At 57.7% G+C, this 18,022-nt stretch carries 17 protein-coding genes and 4 pseudogenes; 9 read left to right on the top strand and 12 right to left on the bottom strand.

The window, feature by feature from the left end; all coding sequences use genetic code 11:
- Nucleotides 1-31: 31 nt before the first annotated feature.
- Complete coding sequence (locus tag AAFG50_RS37450) at nt 32-1,870, top strand: hypothetical protein (protein ID WP_011084387.1); 1,839 nt, start codon at nt 32-34, stop codon at nt 1,868-1,870.
- Here the strand turns inward: AAFG50_RS37450 and AAFG50_RS37445 are convergent.
- Nucleotides 1,781-3,238 carry a hypothetical protein gene (locus AAFG50_RS37445; RefSeq protein WP_053815124.1) on the bottom strand — a complete coding sequence of 486 codons (1,458 nt, stop codon included), beginning with the start codon at nt 3,236-3,238 and terminating at the stop codon, nt 1,781-1,783. The two genes, AAFG50_RS37450 and AAFG50_RS37445, sit on opposite strands and share 90 nt — an antisense overlap.
- 233 nt (nt 3,239-3,471) lie before the next feature.
- On the opposite strand from AAFG50_RS37445, the gene AAFG50_RS37440 reads away from it, so the two are divergent.
- The 3 genes and pseudogenes from AAFG50_RS37440 to AAFG50_RS37430 all read left to right on the top strand — a co-directional run.
- Nucleotides 3,472-3,903, top strand: a complete 432-nt coding sequence (locus AAFG50_RS37440; protein WP_011084389.1) for a transposase — start codon at nt 3,472-3,474, stop codon at nt 3,901-3,903.
- Between the two features lie 26 nt (nt 3,904-3,929).
- Nucleotides 3,930-4,252: pseudogene (tnpB, locus tag AAFG50_RS37435) on the top strand (IS66 family insertion sequence element accessory protein TnpB).
- Between the two features lie 125 nt (nt 4,253-4,377).
- Nucleotides 4,378-4,944: pseudogene (locus AAFG50_RS37430) on the top strand (IS66 family transposase zinc-finger binding domain-containing protein); the annotation flags it as partial.
- Nucleotides 4,945-4,950: 6 nt separating this feature from the next.
- Here the strand turns inward: AAFG50_RS37430 and AAFG50_RS37425 are convergent.
- Nucleotides 4,951-5,548 (bottom strand): annotated as a pseudogene (locus tag AAFG50_RS37425) (IS66 family transposase); the annotation flags it as partial.
- On the opposite strand from AAFG50_RS37425, the pseudogene AAFG50_RS37420 reads away from it, so the two are divergent.
- Both AAFG50_RS37420 and AAFG50_RS37415 read left to right on the top strand, forming a co-directional pair.
- Nucleotides 5,549-5,869, top strand: a pseudogene (locus tag AAFG50_RS37420) (transposase domain-containing protein); the annotation flags it as partial.
- A 40-nt stretch (nt 5,870-5,909) separates the two neighbouring features.
- Nucleotides 5,910-6,257 (top strand): HAD hydrolase-like protein, encoded by a 348-nt coding sequence (locus AAFG50_RS37415; protein ID WP_011084395.1) that lies wholly within the window; start codon nt 5,910-5,912, stop codon nt 6,255-6,257.
- Between the two features lie 165 nt (nt 6,258-6,422).
- Here AAFG50_RS37415 and AAFG50_RS37410 read toward each other — a convergent pair whose 3' ends face one another.
- The 6 genes from AAFG50_RS37410 to AAFG50_RS37385 all read right to left on the bottom strand — a co-directional run bounded on the left by AAFG50_RS37410 (nt 6,423) and on the right by AAFG50_RS37385 (nt 12,723).
- Nucleotides 6,423-7,028 carry a hypothetical protein gene (locus AAFG50_RS37410; RefSeq protein ID WP_011084396.1) on the bottom strand — a complete coding sequence of 202 codons (606 nt, stop codon included), beginning with the start codon at nt 7,026-7,028 and terminating at the stop codon, nt 6,423-6,425.
- A gap of 290 nt (nt 7,029-7,318) precedes the next feature.
- Nucleotides 7,319-8,440 (bottom strand): hypothetical protein, encoded by a 1,122-nt coding sequence (locus AAFG50_RS37405; protein ID WP_028175393.1) that lies wholly within the window; start codon nt 8,438-8,440, stop codon nt 7,319-7,321.
- Nucleotides 8,441-8,451: 11 nt separating this feature from the next.
- Nucleotides 8,452-9,255, bottom strand: coding sequence for a hypothetical protein (locus AAFG50_RS37400; RefSeq protein WP_014498104.1), 804 nt, complete (start codon nt 9,253-9,255; stop codon nt 8,452-8,454).
- The gene (locus AAFG50_RS37395) at nt 9,252-10,985 is read right to left on the bottom strand and encodes an ankyrin repeat domain-containing protein (RefSeq protein WP_028175394.1); all 1,734 of its coding nucleotides are present in this window, start codon (nt 10,983-10,985) and stop codon (nt 9,252-9,254) included. The genes AAFG50_RS37400 and AAFG50_RS37395 overlap by 4 nt, the downstream gene beginning before the upstream one ends.
- A gap of 510 nt (nt 10,986-11,495) precedes the next feature.
- Nucleotides 11,496-12,350, bottom strand: coding sequence for a site-specific integrase (locus AAFG50_RS37390; protein ID WP_011084400.1), 855 nt, complete (start codon nt 12,348-12,350; stop codon nt 11,496-11,498).
- Nucleotides 12,328-12,723, bottom strand: coding sequence for a hypothetical protein (locus AAFG50_RS37385; protein ID WP_011084401.1), 396 nt, complete (start codon nt 12,721-12,723; stop codon nt 12,328-12,330). The genes AAFG50_RS37390 and AAFG50_RS37385 overlap by 23 nt, the downstream gene beginning before the upstream one ends.
- Nucleotides 12,724-12,884: 161 nt before the next feature.
- Here AAFG50_RS37385 and AAFG50_RS37380 point away from each other — a divergent pair, with 161 nt between their 5' ends.
- Nucleotides 12,885-13,073: a hypothetical protein gene (locus AAFG50_RS37380; RefSeq protein WP_028170338.1), complete on the top strand. Its 189-nt coding sequence runs from the start codon at nt 12,885-12,887 to the stop codon at nt 13,071-13,073.
- A gap of 414 nt (nt 13,074-13,487) precedes the next feature.
- Here the strand turns inward: AAFG50_RS37380 and AAFG50_RS37375 are convergent, their stop codons facing one another.
- A complete protein-coding gene (locus AAFG50_RS37375) occupies nt 13,488-13,892 on the bottom strand; it encodes a hypothetical protein (protein WP_161170732.1) in 405 nt (134 codons plus the stop codon).
- Between the two features lie 123 nt (nt 13,893-14,015).
- On the opposite strand from AAFG50_RS37375, the gene AAFG50_RS37370 reads away from it, so the two are divergent.
- Nucleotides 14,016-14,987 (top strand): Ku protein, encoded by a 972-nt coding sequence (locus tag AAFG50_RS37370; RefSeq protein WP_028175395.1) that lies wholly within the window; start codon nt 14,016-14,018, stop codon nt 14,985-14,987.
- Here the strand turns inward: AAFG50_RS37370 and AAFG50_RS37365 are convergent.
- On the bottom strand, nt 14,974-15,210 hold the full coding sequence (locus AAFG50_RS37365; RefSeq protein ID WP_011084405.1) for a helix-turn-helix transcriptional regulator: 237 nt from the start codon (nt 15,208-15,210) through the stop codon (nt 14,974-14,976). The genes AAFG50_RS37370 and AAFG50_RS37365 overlap by 14 nt on opposite strands.
- A 98-nt stretch (nt 15,211-15,308) precedes the next feature.
- Here AAFG50_RS37365 and AAFG50_RS37360 point away from each other — a divergent pair, with 98 nt between their 5' ends.
- A complete protein-coding gene (locus AAFG50_RS37360) occupies nt 15,309-15,752 on the top strand; it encodes a hypothetical protein (protein ID WP_014498101.1) in 444 nt (147 codons plus the stop codon).
- Between the two features lie 288 nt (nt 15,753-16,040).
- On the opposite strand, the gene AAFG50_RS37355 is transcribed toward AAFG50_RS37360, so the two are convergent.
- A complete protein-coding gene (locus tag AAFG50_RS37355) occupies nt 16,041-16,640 on the bottom strand; it encodes a hypothetical protein (RefSeq protein ID WP_011084407.1) in 600 nt (199 codons plus the stop codon).
- Nucleotides 16,641-16,712: 72 nt separating this feature from the next.
- Nucleotides 16,713-17,807 carry a DUF3800 domain-containing protein gene (locus tag AAFG50_RS37350; protein WP_014498100.1) on the bottom strand — a complete coding sequence of 365 codons (1,095 nt, stop codon included), beginning with the start codon at nt 17,805-17,807 and terminating at the stop codon, nt 16,713-16,715.
- Between the last annotated feature and the right edge of the window lie 215 nt (nt 17,808-18,022).

Below are 18,022 nucleotides of genomic sequence, written 5' to 3'. Positions count from 1 at the left end.
ATGGTTTTTCAACCGCGCCGGGGGACGCAAGATGGCCGATCAGCAATTACTCGCGATCGTGTGGGGAGAGACCTCGGGGCTCGCGGCTAAGGATGGTAGCAATCAGACGCTCGCACGATTACACGCGGTGGTCGCTAAGCTGGCCGCCGCCGCTCAGCGCCGCGGTCTCGGTGGAAATCTGAAACAGCAACTGGCGCCGCGCGCCAACGACGCAGTGGCAATGGTCACCTACAACGCGATGTCGTCGACGGTGAGCGCAGTCGAGACGAACACGTATCGCGCCGAGATGGAGTTGCCAGCGCGCGCAGTGCTCTGGGAGGTCAACGAAAACGGCGCGCCGCCGCGCGACAATTTGCCGCCAACATCCGTCGCCTGGATGTTCGACGCGGATGTCACGTCCGGCGGCGATTTTGTTGCCGGTACCGGCGCCGATACGCGAACCTACCGGCTCTTTGAATCGCCCAAACTTCCTGCCGAGGACGAGTTGCCCTACGTCTCCGGTTATACCGATTCCGGTGTCGTTCGGCCTTCGGACCGGCGACGCTGGTATCGAAGCCCAGCTTGGGGGATAGGACTTTCCGGCGGCGCGCTTTTTTTTCTAGCGGCTTTCAGCTTGCTGTGGACCGCGAGCAGCTTCAGCCTAGCGTATGATCTGCTCGCGAATCGGCAGATCGAAGACGGTCAGAAGTTCAGCAGTTCCCTGCCGTTGCCGGCGTGTCCAGCTGGAGGGGGGCCGGATCAGAAGGCTTGCGAAACCGCAGCCGACACTCTAAAAGGCAAGAGCGGCACAGCGCTGGATGACGCGAGAAAGAGTCGTGACAAAAAACTGTATGACCTCTTTTCCGATCAAGGACCTACGTGCGTTGAACGGTTGACGAAATGGGCTGACGAAACGAAACCGCCAGTTGATCCGAAAACGAAGAAGCCGATTTCGGCCGACGATCAAGCCAAAAATCTGTTCTGCCTTGCCCTGCTCGGAGACGCGGTCAAGTTTGCTGCGCAAAATCTCGTCATCAAGGCCGACACGTGGGTCGGACACGCCGCACAATTCGTGGGTTGGTGGCTGTTTGGCTGGCATGTGCCGACGAGCGGAGCGCAGGCCGTGTCGCTTGGTATGCCAACGGCTCTGATGATGCTCGGCGTGATCCTTGTGCTTGTTGGGTTGGGCAAGGGCGTCAACGGTACTCCACTTGGTGCGCTGATCAGTCCAAATGGCCGATACTCGCTCGCGCTCGCCCAAGTGACCTCCTGGACTGTTCTCGTACTGACGAGCGTGATGGCGATCGCTATCTTCAACGGAGGTCTTGTCTCCGAGATGGTCCGTAATTTCCCAAGAGCGGTGAGCGACCTGCCCAATGCTGTCAAGAATGGATTCTTTCCGGATATCCCTACCGGGATCTGGGGTGTGCTGGGGATTTCGTTCGGGTCAACCGTCTTGTCCACGCTGATCAAGTCAATCAAGGGCACCGACGATTCGCCAACGGTTGTTTCGTCCGAGAGGTCGCAGCCAGTCGGCAGCGTGACCATGTTCAAGGACAAGGTCGCGGGATACGACCCGCGGCACCGCGCCTCCATTGCAGACTGGTTCCTGGGTGAAGACACCGACAACAAGGACAAGATAGACATCACGCGCGTGCAGATGGTGCTGATAACGTCCGGGCTGCTTGTCACCTACGGAAACGCGATCTTCGCGGCGGTCCGCGATCTCACTGCGCAGGAAATCTTGCTCGTGATCCAGAAGGTTGATGTCCTCATTGGCGCTTTGCCGCCGGTAGGAACGTCAATGGCCGCCATGCTGGCTGTCAGTCACGCCACCTATCTTGTGGCAAAGGCTGCTGACACGCCGTCGCCAAAACCAGTGCAGCACTAACCGCGCGGACTTTCCGGCATCGTTCGCCGATCCGCACGCCCAGACAATAGCCGGTCCAATCGGTTTCGCAAGCCTGCAAGCGCTTGAGGCGCGCAGTGTCGCGGTGCGTATCGCTCTGTCGCTCCGGGCATGGCAAGATGCGTAGCCACGATCGGCTTGATCAGGACGACTGGCTATCGGAAGCACCGGCTCTGGGTGAAGGCGGAAACTCTGTTTCCGAGACGGACGAATTTTGACGCCCTCAATGTCAGAGTTAGACTTAATGTTGAAGAGCGGATCCATCTGATCTGCTACCTCCAGCGCCCAACGCGCCCATTTTTCGAATTCTGGCACTTGCGCTACTTCTGATCTGCGTCTTGCCTCGACGTATTCACGTATTAGCCTGGCATTTCGCCAGTTCTTGGCCTCGGTTAAAAGCCCATCGCGGCGCGCCTTCTCCTCGGCTGCAATGCGTTCCCGTTCTTCGCGTTCAGCTTTCTCCTTAGCTTTGCGCCGTGCTTCGGCTTCCCCTTCCTCACGCTTGCGCTGCCACGTCGCCATCTCGGACTGCCATCGCCGCGATTCGCGTTCACTCACAACAGCAAGGCCGATCACAATTTCAGTCAGCTTGTCTTCGAGCTTACCTGCATCATCATCCATCCAACTCGAAATAATATCTGGATGGTGCCGACCACCTTCAGCCCGTAGCTCCAGCTTGTCCTTTGCGTCCGCATCGTCAGAGCGCCGGTTACGGGCCTGACGCTTCTTTGGGGAACCCAAAGTTATGCTGACGCCCGCAGGTCCGCGGATTGAAATCTCGCGTGCCTCCCGATCGCGGATGTAAGCACTTCCTCCCCCCACCCTGGCAAAGGCGAGAAAGATTGAGTTGAGAATGCGTAGACGCCGCCGTTCGTAGGATGATTCGAAACGAGGCTTCTCCCAATGGAAGGAGCTTGCTGCCATCTTCTGATGAATCGTTTCATCGCGATTGAGCAGTTTGGCGATGGCGGGATCTGCGCGCGTCAGGTCGCGGGATAAGCTTACTTTGCCGAGACGCTTCCGAAACCGCTCCGTCAGCACATCTATGTTCTCCGGTTCGCCGTCAATGCCGGGCTCACCGGTAATCCGAGCTTTTAGTTCGGGCGGCAATGCTCCACCCATTTCAATCAGATTGATCGTTGCGAGATCGCGCGGAGGAAGAGGCGTTCGCGTAACCTTTTGACCAGCATGCAGCTTGTTCCAGTATCCGCGTTCCGGGATGGGTATATCCGCCTTGCCGCAGTGCTTGGCTATCGCCACGTCAGAAATGCCGATCGCTTTGCAAATTCGGCTCATGGCCTCCGGCCAAACCAATTCATAGAGTTGTTCGCGCGTTAAGCGTAGCGTCACTTGTTTCTCTCGCGGGATTCGGATTTAGGTGCTGCAACTAGGCCCTTTTGGCAGGCGCCGCTGCAAGCGATCGGATATCCGAAGTGCGAAGCTAAGACTAGAAATCCGAGCAGGCCTTGGCCCGACTATAGCGGGCATCACCATCGAACTAGGGTAAGCGGCGTCCTGCGGCCACGTTTCGGATGAAGTGGTAATCTGCGAGCCTGCGGTTAGTTTCGACCGCTAGGCGTAGAATGGACGCAGTGCATAGTGCTATCACGGAGCCGGTTCGGCGTCTGGAAGTCTTCACCGGCGCCGGTCGTCGGCGGAAGTGGAGCGACGAAGACAGGGCGTGGATTGTTGCCGAGATCGTTGCGAGTGGTGACTCGGTCTGTGCCGTGGCTCGGCGCCATGGATTATCGCCGCAGTTTGGTTGGCGCCGCCAACTGCGAGAAGCCGCGGCCGAGCGTTCCCGATCGGAAGACTTGCAGTTCGTGCCGGCCGTGGTAGGCGCGGTCGCGCAGACGCCTGTTCTTGGCAATGAGCGCAAACCGCCGCGATGCAAGTCCAGGTCCGACGTCGGAATGATCGAGATTGAGGTCGACGGCGTCACGATCCGGGTCGGCCGTGGCGCGGATGCGACGATGATCGCGGCCATCGTTCAGGCGCTGAAGGCTGGCCGGTGACCGGTCCATCCGGGACGGTTCGAGTGATGGTGGCGACCAAGCCGCTCGACTTCCGCAAGGGCGCAGAAGGGCTGTCCACACTGGTGCGCGAGAGCATGCTGGCCGAGCCGTTCTCGGGCACGGTGTATGTGTTTCGGGCCAAGCGAGCGGACCGGATCAAGCTGATCTTCTGGGACGGAACGGGTCTGTTCTTGTTCGTCAAGCGTTTGGAGAACGGCGTCGCTGGCCGAAGATCGAGGATGGCGTGATGCGTTTGTCGGCGGCGCAATTGTCTGCGCTGCTGGAGGGGCTGGACTGGCGGCGGGTCCATGAGGCACGGGAGACGGCGACACCGACGCAGCCCGGATAATTGTTAGCAGCGCTGCGGCGAAATGAATCAGACGCCCCGCGCTCGTCGCAAAGTGCCGCCGAGTGTGATCTGATTTGCTGGTGCCGAGCGACTCCCTGCCTGACGATCCTGAGATATTGAAAGCGATGCTGCTCGCCGAGCGGTGCGAGAGCGAGCGGCTGTGCCAGATCATCAAGGAATTGCAGCGCCATCGCTTTGGCCGCCGGGCGGAGACACAGCGCGAGGAGCAGATGCTGCTTGGTCTGGAAGACGTCGAGCAGGTCGCAGCGTGCGGCGAAGCAGAGCAGGATGCGAGAGCGCCCGAAGGTCGCGTAACACGGGCCCGCAATCGTCGCATCAATCGTGGAGCCCTGCCGGCGCACCTGCCGCGGATCGAGGTCGTCGTCGACATCGACGCCAAGACTTGTCCCTGCTGCAAGGGCAAGTTGCACCGGATCGGCGAGGACAAAAGCGAGCGGCTGGACCTAGTGCCGGCGCAGTTCCGGATCTTGGTCACCCGGCGGCCCAAATAGGCCTGCCGATCCTGCGAGGACGGCGTCATGCAAGCGCCGGCTCCGGCGCGGTTGATCGAGGGCGGGCTGCCGACCGAGGCCACCGTCGCCCAGGTTCTGGTGTCCAAATGCGCCGATCATCTGCCGCTGTACCGGCAGGTCCAGATTTACGCGCGGCAAGGCATCGCGCTGGATCGCTCGATGCTGGCGTGAGAGCGCATAGCGGATGGCCTCGGCGAGCTTGCCCTTCTGGCTGATCAGGGCGAGCTTTGCGCGTAGCCAATTCTGGAACGTATCGGCGAGTGGCCGACTCTTGCGCTGCCGGATGAGGCACCGCTCTTCGGCACTGCGGCCCCGGATGTTCTTCTCGATGGCGTAGAACTCGGTTGTGCTTGAGCGCCTCGCTGGCAATTGGCGCCGGGCCGGGGGTGGCGAGTTCGTAGAAGTTGCGCCGCATATGCACCCGGCAGAACGCGAGCGCAACGTCGCCGCGCTCGGCGAGCTTGCCGTAGCCGGCATAGCCGTCGACTTGAAGAATCCCCTTGAAGCCTTCGAGATGAGCGATCGGCCGTTCGCCTTGCGGTCAGGGGCGTAGACATAAGCGACGCATGGCGGATCGGCGCCCACCCCATGGCCGGTCATCCACGGCATAGGTCCACAGTTGCCCTGTCTTGGTGCGGCCACGGCCCGGATCGAGCACCGGCACCGTTGTCTCGTCGGCGAACAGCTTTGATCTTTGCCGGAGCGTGACGAGAAGTCGTTCGTGCAGCGGACGCAGGTGCCAGGCGGCATGGCCGACCCAATCCGTTGGGAGGGACTGACGCGCTTCATCGATGATGGCCGTATCGAACTCGACAAGAATGCCGTCGAACGCGCGATCCGTCCGATCACCCTCAATCGGAAAAATGCGTTGTTCGCAGGCTCCGACGGCGGTGCCGAGCATTGGGCAGTGATCGCCTCCCTGATCAAGACTTGCAAGCTGAACGATGTCGATCCGCTTGCCTACCCGACCGATGTCCTCAACAAAATCGTCAATGGGCATCCAAATAGCGAGATACATGATCTGCTGCCTTGGGCCTATGCTGACAAGCCCGAAATCATGGCTGTAGCCAATACAGTGATCTAAGGTTGGGACGACACTGAAACGGCAGTGGGACCTTTTGCAGATGCCAGATATCTGTGTCATTTTTGATCTGGATGGAACGCTCGTTGACAGCGAGACCCTTTGTAATCAAGCCTTTCTCGACCTGCTGCCGGAGTTGAGCGATCCTGCCGAGGTATTAGTCAAAAGATACCGTGGCAAAAAGCTCTCGGCTATTCTCGCCGATATCGAACATCGTATCGGCGGAAGCCTGCCCGATACGTTTGAAAACAACGATCGCGGGCGCGTCTCAGAGTTATTTGCACGCGATTTAAAGCCTATGCCCGGCGTTGTAGCGATGCTTGATAACTTGAGCCATTACAAGTGCGTTGCATCCAGTGGACCTCCAGCGTTGACGATTTTCGGCTCGTGACGGCTTTACGTAGGCCGTGAACCCACAAACGTACAGGGCTGACGGCTTGTCGAAGTCCGCTCTGCCCCGATAGCCGACGTATTGTTGCACAGCAGCGGAACGGCGAGATGGTCCATTAACTGACTTTGTCTACTTCAATTACGAAGCTGGACTAAGGCCGCATGCCTAGCGTTTGCCGCTTGGTTTGGCAGCCTTCCTCACCGAACCTCTCTTTGCTGCGATGTTTCCCTTCGAAGTATTTGAGGCCTTGGGCTTGCTGCTTGACTTCCTATTTCTGCTGATGCCGGCGTTGGGATCAAGAAAATTCGCCGCGCCGCGAAGTCGACCTGCAGCTCGTTCAATTTCCTCTATGGCCGAACTGACGGATTGAGGCGAAACCTGATAATCACCGTCGCGGGCCTCCAGCCCATACATGTATTTGTGGCGGCCAGTTCGAGGTTTGCCATCAATGAACACGTCGGCGCTGCGTAACAAGTAGCCAATGTGGGGAAGCTGCTTCGAGAATATGTCGTCCAACTCATCAGCGTTGGGAATTTTGAACACGCCTTGTAGGGTGTCGTTTGTGAAATTGATAAGTGTTGCAACTTGGTGCGACGATTCACGCGGCACCATGCCGTTCGCTAGTTGATCCTTGGTGGTCTCAAGAAGCTCTGCAATTTCTCGAAGGTTCTTCCCCAGACGCCCTTTATGCTTCGCGTCGATTTTGAAACCCGCCCCAACAAGCTCTTTTATAAGTCCAATGAATGTCTTGACGACTTTTGGATCGATCATTTGCGCAAACTCCGCCAAGTAACAAAGTAAAGTTGGTACGGCGCCAACGCGATTGTCGGCTCAGGGAATACACTCACCTTACATCACAGAGAAATTCCAGCAATTGGCTCGCATCGTCCATTTACGTCGATTTTGGCATGTCCGCATGTCCGGTAAGGGGGCAATCTCGGAAATGCCGATTGTCCGGCTTCCGCTGATTGAAGGCATCGGTTTGGACGTGATTCAAGCGTCCAAACCGGGGCCTCGAGTCATGCTGCATGAACTCTCGGACTTTGAATGGACCTCTAAGCCTAACCCTTGTTTAGAAACTCGCGTATCCGAGTGCGACTTGTTAGAAGGAAGCCAAGAACGCTGATGATTGCACCAAATGTGAAAGTGATTGTTGTATTCTTCCATAGCCAGTGAAGAAGGCTCGGCGTGAGAGTCGATTGGGTACCACGAACGTCTACGGCGTTGCCATTAAATGCCACATTCAGCGTCGTGGCCTTGGCGCTCAGTTCAAAAGCGCCATTTCCCCTAATTACCGAAAGTGCCTGTCCGCCGAAGGGGGACGTTTTTTCGTCGCCGAAGCCCAAAAATGCGACCGTCGCTGACTGGAGAAGGTTGCTGCGGCCATTCAGTATGCCATTGACGGGCACCCGCTTGTCGAACGCGATTAGGCCCATTTGACCGCTATATTGAATGACGGACAGACGTTCACCGGCTTTTGGCCGTCTCGTCAACAGCACTTCAAGTGCGGGTCCGCTCTGAAAATGAACATTCCTCTTTGCCGTGAGCGCTCCAGCTTGGAGAGGCTTGCCATCGCCATCGAGCAATCGAACAGCTGTGCCATTGAGCGATAAGTCTATGCCGGACCCCGGACCGTGCAGGGACAACCGCATTAGATCGGAACCGAAAAGCTCCACGGAAAGTTCGTCATCCTTCGCGACGTGGATCTCGGCGATAGCTGCGTCTGCCTCAATCTTAAGTCGCTCGTTCTTTACGTTTAGCGGTAACGTGGCCCCGCCTCGGGCGTCCGTGACCGCTGCGGCTCCAGATATTTCGGTGATGTCGTATCCGACGAATGCTAGTCCTTCTCCCTTCAGCCTAACGTCTTTCTCGAATGCGAGACGAACACCTCGGGACGACGCTTCCATTGAAATCAGTCCGGCGGTGGGGTGAATGCTGAGCAATAGCGCAACCAACGCACATGCTATCCCGATAAGAAGAAACCATCCCCCTGGTCCTAGCTTGCCATCGCTCGCATCCGGCGCCTCGCCACTCAACGCAACTGTGAACTGGCTGAGGTGTATGAGTCTGTTGGCAGCTTCTTCAATTGCGTTGGCATCGTTGGCTCGACGGGCAGCGTCGAGTTCGGAGAGTGCCAATTGCTTCTGGCTTCGGGCCCAGTCCTTAGCGGCCTCCAGACCCATGCCGCGCCCCCTTATTTTCGAAAGGACAGGTAGGTACTACCTTCGACGAACTTCCCGTCAAGATTCTTGGTGCTGAAGGTAACCTCGATACAAAACATTCGGGGAATAGCAGCAGGTAGCGTCAATTCTATGGGCGTTGAAGGCGACGAGGATGCCAGGCTCAGAAGCTCGCGATCAACGGTGCACTTATTGGATAGGTCGGAGCGGCCGACGCTGACAGATACATTTCGGGCCGGCGCTGTAAGCATCATCCGAAGCGCGAGGTCGGACTGTTCGGAGGGACCAGCTGACTGTGGCTGGCGCAGAGCTATGGGGAAAAAGATCGTCTGTCCAGGTTGTGCCGGATCTTGGATCCGACCGACCAGGTCCAGGCTAGTCAGAGAGACACCAAGTGGTTTGGCAACATCGTCGAGCGGCCAAGCAACGGCCTTCGCCTTATCGAGCGCCGCGTCGAGACGATAGAAGTGTTGTGCTGTCCTCTCCAAAATGGTTGCAATGGCGCTCGCGCCTTTGGGTATATCGGCGGTGCGAGTTATCGTCACGGTCTTGACCAAAGTGAGGTCTACCCTTGGTAGGACTTCGAGACGCAATATCGCGACACCGACCGAGCCAGCTTGATCTTCCCGAATAGTCCCCTCGCATCGCTCCTCAGAGCGCCGTCCGTACGAACTCGCGCCATGTGCCGGCGATTGGTTGTCCATCGTAAGCACGGCACCACAGTCCATGGCGGCTTGTGACCGCTGAATGGACGAAAAGCTAATAACCGCGACCGGCAAGATGGTCATTAAGCGTGAGCCACTGATACAGGTGGTCATAGATTCTCGCAATTCCGTCGCTGAATGCGGAAGTCGCGTGCTTCGCTGAACTGGGTTTCTTTTAGCTTACTGCAGTAGTCCGTAGCCAGTTCTATCACCACGCGTCTGGCCTGCTGTTGTTGGACGTCTGTCAGCTTATAAAAGATAAGGTCACTGAAGATACGCTCCTTGCCGTTGCGGTACCCGAGCGGGCTACCTCCTCGCTTGGCTAGCAGCCGTGCAATTTGGAAGTTGCCGCCAAAAATCGCTGCTTCAAAAGGCGTTGGTCCATACAACCCGCCCTGATAGTCGCGAAGGTCCACGGGCACACCCATCGCTAGCAATCGCTCGACCTGTTCTGAATTTCCCACAAAAGCCGCGGCATGAAGCGGACTTCCCGTCACGTTATCGCCCACTAACCCTTTGCCAGCGCCGGTGTTCAGGAGTTTTTCAACCATGCTTGACTGCCCTTTGAGGATAGCAGAAACAAGCAGTTGGTCCTCGTCGCCTAGGCCGGCTGGCCTTAACTCGAACAAGGCTGCTGCGACGTCCTCTCTTCCAGCCTTGATCGCTGCATTCACTGGCGTAAGCCCGCCGCAGTTTCCCGTTACGAGCTCGCGGGAGTTTGCCGCTAGGATCATCCTGATCGAAGTCTCATCTCCCTTGCTGAGCGCGGTATTAAAAGGGCACGCGGTACCCATGCCTGCGTCCAGCATGATCTTCAGGGCATCGTAGCGCTGCGCTGCCATTGCCGCGCCAATAGCGGGGCCATAGTGAGCACGCGCGCCGGACTTGATCAAAGTCACGGCCATGTCGATCTGGTTCGCCCAACCGGCAACGGCAAGCGGTGGGTACGGGCTATTCTCATCGTTGAACTTATATGATCGATCGAGATTGATGCGCTTGGCCACGACCGCCTTAAATTTCTCTCGGTCGCCGCCATTGATGGCCCGTCCCAACCGCTCGCCGAACTTGAGTTCCTCGGCGTCAGTATAAATGTTCCACGGCACCCCGGCTTTTTCTGCAATTCTCCGAATCTCATCAAGCCTAAGCGCAAGCGCAAGCGATTCATCGCGCTCTCCCAGAATGTTCAATCCAACGACGTGTCCTTGCTCGTTGAAGACGACCGCGCCAGAGGTCCCGACTTGCGTCGCAAGCCTTTCAACCAGGATTCCACATGCTTTGGTTGTATAAGCGGTGTCGCAGACATCAACGACGACACCTAGCTGTTGGGGGATGATCGGCCGCTGTAAATAGCCCAGAAATGTCACAGCCGTACCGTTCGCTAGTTCGGCGGCGTCCGCCATTAACGTGTGCTTCGTTGTCCAGGTTTGAGGCTTAGGTACCGATAGGAAGGCGATGTCCTCGGAGCCACTGGTACCCGCCGCAGGCAAGGCGATCGGGTCTGCCCGGCCAAAGCTGAAAGGCTTCCCGTCGCTCGAATACCCCCCCAATTGGACGACTTCGGCAACCGGTGGAGTAAATACCCGGCAGTGGATTACGTGATCCGGCACCGCCAAGAAAAGCTTGTCGTCGTTTTCGCCAACGATAAACGCAAAGCCCTCCTTCGCGTTGCAACCCTTGAAGCTGGCGTTCACTCGAAGAAAACTGGCTAGCAGGGAGACTGCCGATGCCCTGAATGTGTCAGACGGGCGCTCCTGTGAGGCAGCACCACCTACCGAGGCTGACCAACTGATTGCGAGGACCAGTGCAACAATAACTGCCTCGCGCAACAATTCGCTCAACAGCACAGCCCTTCCCCAAGTCAAATTGGGACATTATTGTTTGTGCGAACTAGGCACTTAAGTCTATGAAATATAGCCGGATTTTTCTAGTTTCTTGCCCTCACTTAGCTGCCACGCGGTTGCGTGATGTTGGAGCGAAGCAAAGGTAGCATGTCTTGCCAGCATCAACCTTATTGCATTTTGGCCCGCCCGTCACGATCCGAAAGCGTGGACCTTTGCCCTCGGAGGATAGGCTAACGATTAGAGTGGTTGGTTCAACTAGTTCGCCGCTCGTTGGTCGTTTGATGGTCGGCGGATGGATCGGCCATTAACGGAACGGAGCCGGAATTTATCTTCAGGCCGTAGCTCAAACAGTGGTTGCTTGTCCGGCAAGATCGAAAAATGCTCTATTTTTCAATGGGAATTTCCTGATACTCTCTCTGCCTCGAACAAAGGTCTTCTGACGGACGTCGGGTGAGCTCGATAGTCATCAGTTCGGGTTGCACCAGCAATCCAATCCCCACGAACTCCATTCTTCTATCGACGCAGCGGCAGTACCGAATCGAAGTTGCCGCGGTTTCCTTCGATCTTCCTCTCTCGCTTGGCGATCTTCTCAACGGCGTCTGCGAGATAATCGGGGTGATGATGGCCGTAGGTGTTGAGCAGAACGTCAAGCGACATGCCTAGGTAGCCCGCTGCCTGCCACGGATCGGCGCCACGCTGCATCAACCAAGTCGCTGCTGTATGCCGAAGCGTATGGGGCGAAATACCCACGCCAAGGCCGGCCAGTCGCACGGCGGTTTTGAAGGCCGTCTTCACTGAGATGACGGGTTTTCCATTGAATTCCACGAAGTGTTTCGCGTGATGATCGATCCGGTGCCAACGCCTGAGATGCGCAAGCAGGCGCGGCGGGATCGGCACTGGCGGTTGCCGCTTGTTGGTCTTTGCGTCGCCCTGGCGGCGCCGATAGTATATACCGCGCTCCAGGTCGACAAACGCGCGGCCGACTGCCGGAATCGGCGAAGCGGCGGCGATAGCGCCGGCTCGCGACCCGCTGTAAACACCAATCAAAATGAACCGTGCCAGGTGCCGTAAGGGCCGCTTTCCGGTCGCGACTTTCTGGCCTTTCAGTGGCCCCCGCGACATCTTCTGCAGCTCGCGGTATCTCCAGCACGTCCAGATCAGCTTTGCGGCATCGGATCTCGTGAGCCACTTATCGCGGGGCTCGCCCTTTGCTGGCAACGTGATCTTGACGATCCCTCGATGATAACCTTCCGCCGCATGATGATTGATAGCTGCGCGTAGGTCTTCAAGATCGCGCCTTGAGCCGCCCTTGTTGCCGCGCTCCTTAGCGTATTGACGGCACTGCTCACCGTCGACCCCGGCTAGCATTTTTGCGCCCCACCAATCGTTCAGGCGCCCAATCCGCCTTGAACTTGCGGATGCCGGGAATCGTCTCTTCATCATCTTCAGCGACCTTGAAGCGATCGCGGAGCTTGGCGAGCTCTGCATCGAGGTAGATCGAGAGCACATCCCCGATCGGGATTGATTCAATGTCTTGGGCCTTGCGCTTGGGGGCGTATTTCGAGGCAATATAATCCTTTAACGCTTGCTCGGCGGCCGTAATTTCATCTGACGCGCAGCCTGTGCTGATATCCAGGCCGTTGTCTCGGATGATCCACGTTGCCCGGTGGGTAATCTTGCCGGCTTTGTCTCGTCGAGCGGCCTTGAGATGGAGCCTGGCACCCTTGCTTCGACGCGGCATAATTCCCTCATTCTCTCTATATAAAAGAGTGTTGTGTAGTCCTTGCCCGCAATGCGCTCGATGATGAGTCGTCCGCGGGCGCTCTCTCTGCGCAGTCCGGAAGCGGTCATCGAACCATCGGGGAATGCCACGGCCGCTGCTACAGCAAGACGGAGTGGATCGTGCAGACCAACGCCCTTCGGGCGCTTTGTTATCTCGATCATGTTAGCCGAATCGCGATCTGCGAGGGACTAACGGTGATCGAGCTTTATGCGGGCGGCATCGACGCGATTCTATTCGTCGGAGGAGTGCGCTTGCCGAGAAGCAAGGGGCAGATGTGGGGATTCGAAATGTGTGGCAACGCTGAGTAACGGCAACGTTCTGCTCAACGCTGCTGCTATTGCGAATCCTTCCGTTGGTGCTATCCGCCTCGAGATCGCCAGTGCCCATTGGCACATACAATCAACGCGCGGGCGATAGCTCAATTGCGACGAGCTGCTGTTTGAGCCGATATGGGCCGGCGCGGAGAAGGCTTGGTGGCGGCCGCGCCAACGTCGTCCTAGGTGCGGGTATCGATCACTTTCGTGATATGCCTCATTTAACTTTCAGTCCAACTGGTCTGTGGTTGCTTCGCTCGCTTGCTCGGTGAACGCACGCAATTTGGACGAAGCGTAATCATAGGCTTCGGGTTGCCGAGCTCCTTGCCAAGGGCTTTCCGGTCGCCGCCGGAGAGCGGCGTCGGGTGATGCTTCGGAGCCATCCGGGGCCGACGCAGGGGGGATCGGTCAAACCGGCCCGAAGGCCGGCCAGCAACCGTCCTCCTCGTGGCGGCCGGTTCGGTTCTGGCATGTGTTGTCCAGCAAACGGTGCCCGACCTCCTTCCAGCTCGCCTGTTGCCCGTAGAGACGGGCGGCATCCGCTTTCTGGATCTCAACAATGCGCTCGCACCTGCGGCAGGAAACCCGCAGGACATGCTGCGGCATCTCACAGAGGCGCTGGCCGGGGCTCGAACGTCCCGAAACCGCGGCCTGGTCATCGGCATCATCGAGGAGGGCATGCCAGTACTCGTCCGGCATGTCGTCCTTGGGACCGAGCGAACGCTCCCTCGCGGCTTTCTTTCCCATTGAGGCGGCTAGCTTTTCCATTTGCTTCGGGGTGGGCATTCGCCAACTCGCAGGCCGATCGTTCATCCCGGAATTAGAACATAAAGAGAACAAAAGTCGAGTCCGACGAAGGGAGGCTGGCCGAATTATTTGCCCCTGACATTGTCGGAACCAGCCGCTTTCGATCGTCTTGAGTCCGAGCCGTCCAACATGGAGTTCTGCGTACACGGCCCCCGTGCCAATTGGAAAGGCTTCCTGCGTCTGTCCCTCGTGACTTGTCCGGTGGCGCTGTACCCAGCGACTTCTGAGTCCGAGAAGATCTCCTTCAATCAGCTCAACCGCCAGACAGGCCACCGCATCAAGTACATCAAGGTGGACCAGGACACGGGCGACGAGGTGCCTAACGAGGACATCGTCAAGGGCTATGAACTGGAGAAGGGCCAGTTCATTGAAGTGACGAAGGAGGAGCTCGAAGAGATCGCGTTGGAATCGACCCGCACGATCGAAATCGATGAGTTCGTCGACAAGTCAGAAATCGACCCGCGCTACCTGATCCGACCCTACTACCTTCGTCCGGACGGCAAGGTCGGCCACGACGCCTTCGCGGTGATCCGCGAGACCATCCGTGAAATGAACAAGGTCGCCATCGGCCGCGTCGTGCTGACCAATCGCGAGCACATCATTGCACTGGAGCCGATTGACAAAGGGCTCGTGGGAACGTTGCTGCGTTACCCCTACGAGGTCCGCAGCGAGCAGGAGTACTTTGACGAAATCCAGGATGTCAAAGTTACCAAAGATATGCTCGACCTCGCCAGGCACATTGTGAACCAGAAGGCAGGCACGTTCGATCCCGAAAAGTTCGAGGATCACTACGAAAGCGCACTGGTCGAATTGATCAACCAGAAGCGGGCCGGAAAGTTGATCCGCCCTAAAGAGCGGCCAAAGGGTGAGAACGTCGTTGATCTGATGGAGGCGCTACGGCAGAGCGTCGGGAGAGAGAAGGCGACGGAGCCTGCAAATGCTCCGAAGAAGTCGGCCAAGAAGCCGCGCAAGGCCGCAAGCGGTCAGAAGGAGATGTTGATGCCTATCGCCGGCAAGAAGCAGGCAAAGGAGGCAGGTGCAAAAAAGCAGCCGGCAAGGTCGCAGCGTCGGTCTGCCTGGCTCGGCCCTAACGTTTGTTGAGTTTCCGAACGACCTCGGCGGGGTCAAAGCCAATGGCTCGCCCCAACTCGATCAGCTCAACGACGTCTATTCGACGTTGCCCAGATTCAAGGTGGGTTACCCAGGATTGGTAGACCCCTAGTTTGTTGGCGAGATCAACCTGACGGAGTCCCGCGCCCTTTCTTAGCTCGACCAACATGGCGGCAAGCTTCTTTTGAATGGGCGAGGTAACCGTCTTGGGCATCTGGCCTCCGGAAGGGGGCCAGACACATAGAACGACTTTTCAGATACCGATAAATTAGGTATTAGCGGAGGGAAGCTTACGTTGACGGAGTTAAGTTATTGGCTCTTGCTGCTCGACAAGCAGTTGAACCCTTTGCCGAACGCGTATGTCTCGGAAATGCGGGAACGGCGGATGATCTTTATCGGTTTGGATACAGAATCAGTGAGACCGGGGCCATTGTCGCGGCGATCGAAATTCCTGCTGAGCTCTTAGAAGAAGCAATTTCATCCAACATGGCGTTGTCGTGCAGGCTTACCCCGGACGGCGATCTGATTCCTGAGTTCTCGTTTGAACGCGGTAGGACTTCTTCGAATGGAGCTCTCATATTGCCGATTGATCAACTCATCCGCGCGACTTTAACCCCGCAAAATCTTCACATGGACGAAGCAACGATCGTGAGCTTGACGACCATGCTTCAAAGACTGGAAGCATCGGTCAACGTCGTAAGAGATGCTCTGGCTCGTTGTACTGATAGAGCGAAAGATCAAAGTTTCGAAAATTGAGTTTCGAAGCACGGCTGAAAAAGAACTGGCCAGGACAGCGTAGTCTCGCGGCTGCTGACGCGCTTTCGTCGGAACGATTGGCCGTACGTACTGGCGCTAGTCAAAGAACGCGCCCCGCTGGACTTGCGGCGATACGTCAACCAGTGGGTGCAAGGGTCATCTCTTGATCGACGCTACGTTCTTGAAGCCGAGCGCCGGCTCCTGTCGTTTCGTATGGCCCATGGCGGCGAACGGACATCCTCGAACAAGCGAAGCAGGTCCTTGTGACCATCGCTTCGGCTATCTGGGTCAGCGCGCGGTCTTGTCGCTCCTCTTCGATCGATAGGCCTCGGCGGCCTCTTCCTTCGACTTTAATGGCTTGGCGTCACGATCGGCGCCACGCCGGTACCACGTATTGAACGATTCTTCATAGACCCGCCCGTGCGCCTGATCGACCGCCGTCGTTTCGAGCGATGCGATCAGTCCTGCGGCCTCGAGTTCGAATCTGGTCTTGTGGTCTTGCTCGGGATTGCTCCTAAGAATGTCGACCCATGACCTGATCTGCGCATTTGCGAAGGATGCGTCCGGGTCATGCGCGAACTCGTTTCGAATCTTTCGGATCGTGTGAAGTGCTGTGCATTCGTCTTCGTTGATCAGATGCAACGCGCGGCAGAGATTGATCTTGCCCGAGAACGTGCCGAGCGGTGGCGAGCTGCCCGCGAAGAGCTCTGTTCGCGCCTTTCCTGGTGCAAGATACGCACAAAGCACAAGTTCCAGCGCGCGGTCCAGCTCAGCTCCGACCAGAACCGCCATGCCACGTTCACTCTCGACGCCGAGCGTCCGTATCAGCTCGTAGTTGCGCTTCCATTCCGGGTCACTATTGATCAGTTCTTGATAGGCATTGGACATGCTCGTCGCCAGGATTGGGTTAGAGGGAGTCCCTGCGCAGGGCGCGATGCTGCAGAATGCCTCACACGCGTCTCAAGGTTTGGGCTCCGGCCGTTTCGCACGCATGTTCTGCGTCAAATATTCGAGTGCGATATTGCCGTCCCAGCCCCGTCGACCGAGGCCTTCAGGCGTCACTTCCGGGACCGGCCACATCACACCTGTAAAGAAATTCTCGATCCCGGCCGCGCCAAGGCGATCGCGGTAGGCGAGGTGCTCGGCATCTGTCTTATCGAACCGCGCGAATGCCGAACACGCGCCCGCCAGAACGTCGCAAATTTGCAACTGCTTCTCCTGCGCGGAATCGCCAAAGCGCGTTTGCGTGACGTTCATCGGAAACCGCGCCACCGTGCCGGGGTTCTCGAACTTGGCCGGCGGCATAGTTTCCGCCGAATAGGCGTCCCATATCCATTTTTGCTTGGACATGTTGGAGGATTGGTCGTGCACGACGCTCCACGGACCACTGTGCCGTTCGGTCCACATATGACCGAGCTGCACGAGGCCGGTCAGCGCGATATCGAGCGCGCGCTCGGGCATACGGCGTACGTGATCGTAGCCGAGGAGCATGAACGACACGGACAGATACCTTAAAAGCTCTTCTCGGGTGGGATCGCCTGTTGCGTGCCGGCGCGCCTTCTCGATCAGGAGCTGGCACTCCGTATATCGTTCCAGGGTTCGCGTACGGAGCATGCGCTGGAAATGTTCAAGGACCTTTCGCCTGAAACCTTTCGACCAGTAGGATTCCAGACAGAAATACAGCATGTTCGCCATACCATGATTTGCGCCGTCCTTATACAAGTTCAAGCCTGCCTCGTAAGCAAGGGGCTCCATCCACCAATCGACGATCAACGTCATCATGGCGAATTCCTTGTGGGCGATCCACGCCCCGGCGCGCAGAGGATCCTGCGCAAGTATCCCGATGAACTCGACGATCCTGTCTTGGTGACGGCCGCCGCGCGCGAGCCGGCTATATTTGAGTTCGGTGCTGCCCAGACCGCCAAAGGTCGAAGCGATGAGTCGATCCGCCTCGTCTTCGCTGAGGTCGTTGGTCGCCTGCAAGAAGATCGGCTGGTCTGCCGCCAGGAGGTCCTCGCCGGTAAAGCCTGTCTCGTCGACGTAATAGGTTCTCATAACCGATCGCTTGCAGTGCCATCTTTCTATCACGGGCCGTGCGGAGGATTTGCCTTGACCGCAAGAGTTTGCGACGGCGCCGCCGCTTAGCTCGGCTTAGGTCCCTCTTATAGGTCGCCATCATCACCGCATCGATCCCAGCCTCCGATTTGTTGCGCTCGGCGAAGTTCTCGTGGTCGTACGTGTAGCTACGGACCGAGATGATCTCAGGGCCC

The sequence above is a fragment of the Bradyrhizobium sp. B039 genome, from assembly GCF_038965675.1.
Taxonomy (GTDB): Bacteria; Pseudomonadota; Alphaproteobacteria; order Rhizobiales; family Xanthobacteraceae; genus Bradyrhizobium; species Bradyrhizobium diazoefficiens.
This window is presented reverse-complemented; position numbering and strand designations above follow the sequence as displayed.

Bases quoted from the DNA above. Each gene is read 5' to 3' on its own strand.
- AAFG50_RS37440 (WP_011084389.1), top strand. From the start codon at position 3,472: ATGGACGCAGTGCATAGTGCTATCACGGAGCCGGTTCGGCGTCTGGAA.
- AAFG50_RS37450 (WP_011084387.1), top strand. From the start codon at position 32: ATGGCCGATCAGCAATTACTCGCGATCGTGTGGGGAGAGACCTCGGGG.
- AAFG50_RS37410 (WP_011084396.1), bottom strand. From the start codon at position 7,028: ATGATCGATCCAAAAGTCGTCAAGACATTCATTGGACTTATAAAAGAG.
- AAFG50_RS37385 (WP_011084401.1), bottom strand. From the start codon at position 12,723: ATGCCGCGTCGAAGCAAGGGTGCCAGGCTCCATCTCAAGGCCGCTCGA.
- AAFG50_RS37365 (WP_011084405.1), bottom strand. From the start codon at position 15,210: ATGCCCAAGACGGTTACCTCGCCCATTCAAAAGAAGCTTGCCGCCATG.
- AAFG50_RS37375 (WP_161170732.1), bottom strand. From the start codon at position 13,892: ATGAACGATCGGCCTGCGAGTTGGCGAATGCCCACCCCGAAGCAAATG.
- AAFG50_RS37390 (WP_011084400.1), bottom strand. From the start codon at position 12,350: ATGCTAGCCGGGGTCGACGGTGAGCAGTGCCGTCAATACGCTAAGGAG.
- AAFG50_RS37355 (WP_011084407.1), bottom strand. From the start codon at position 16,640: ATGTCCAATGCCTATCAAGAACTGATCAATAGTGACCCGGAATGGAAG.
- AAFG50_RS37370 (WP_028175395.1), top strand. From the start codon at position 14,016: ATGGAGTTCTGCGTACACGGCCCCCGTGCCAATTGGAAAGGCTTCCTG.
- AAFG50_RS37400 (WP_014498104.1), bottom strand. From the start codon at position 9,255: ATGACCACCTGTATCAGTGGCTCACGCTTAATGACCATCTTGCCGGTC.
- AAFG50_RS37350 (WP_014498100.1), bottom strand. From the start codon at position 17,807: ATGAGAACCTATTACGTCGACGAGACAGGCTTTACCGGCGAGGACCTC.
- AAFG50_RS37405 (WP_028175393.1), bottom strand. From the start codon at position 8,440: ATGGGTCTGGAGGCCGCTAAGGACTGGGCCCGAAGCCAGAAGCAATTG.
- AAFG50_RS37415 (WP_011084395.1), top strand. From the start codon at position 5,910: ATGCCAGATATCTGTGTCATTTTTGATCTGGATGGAACGCTCGTTGAC.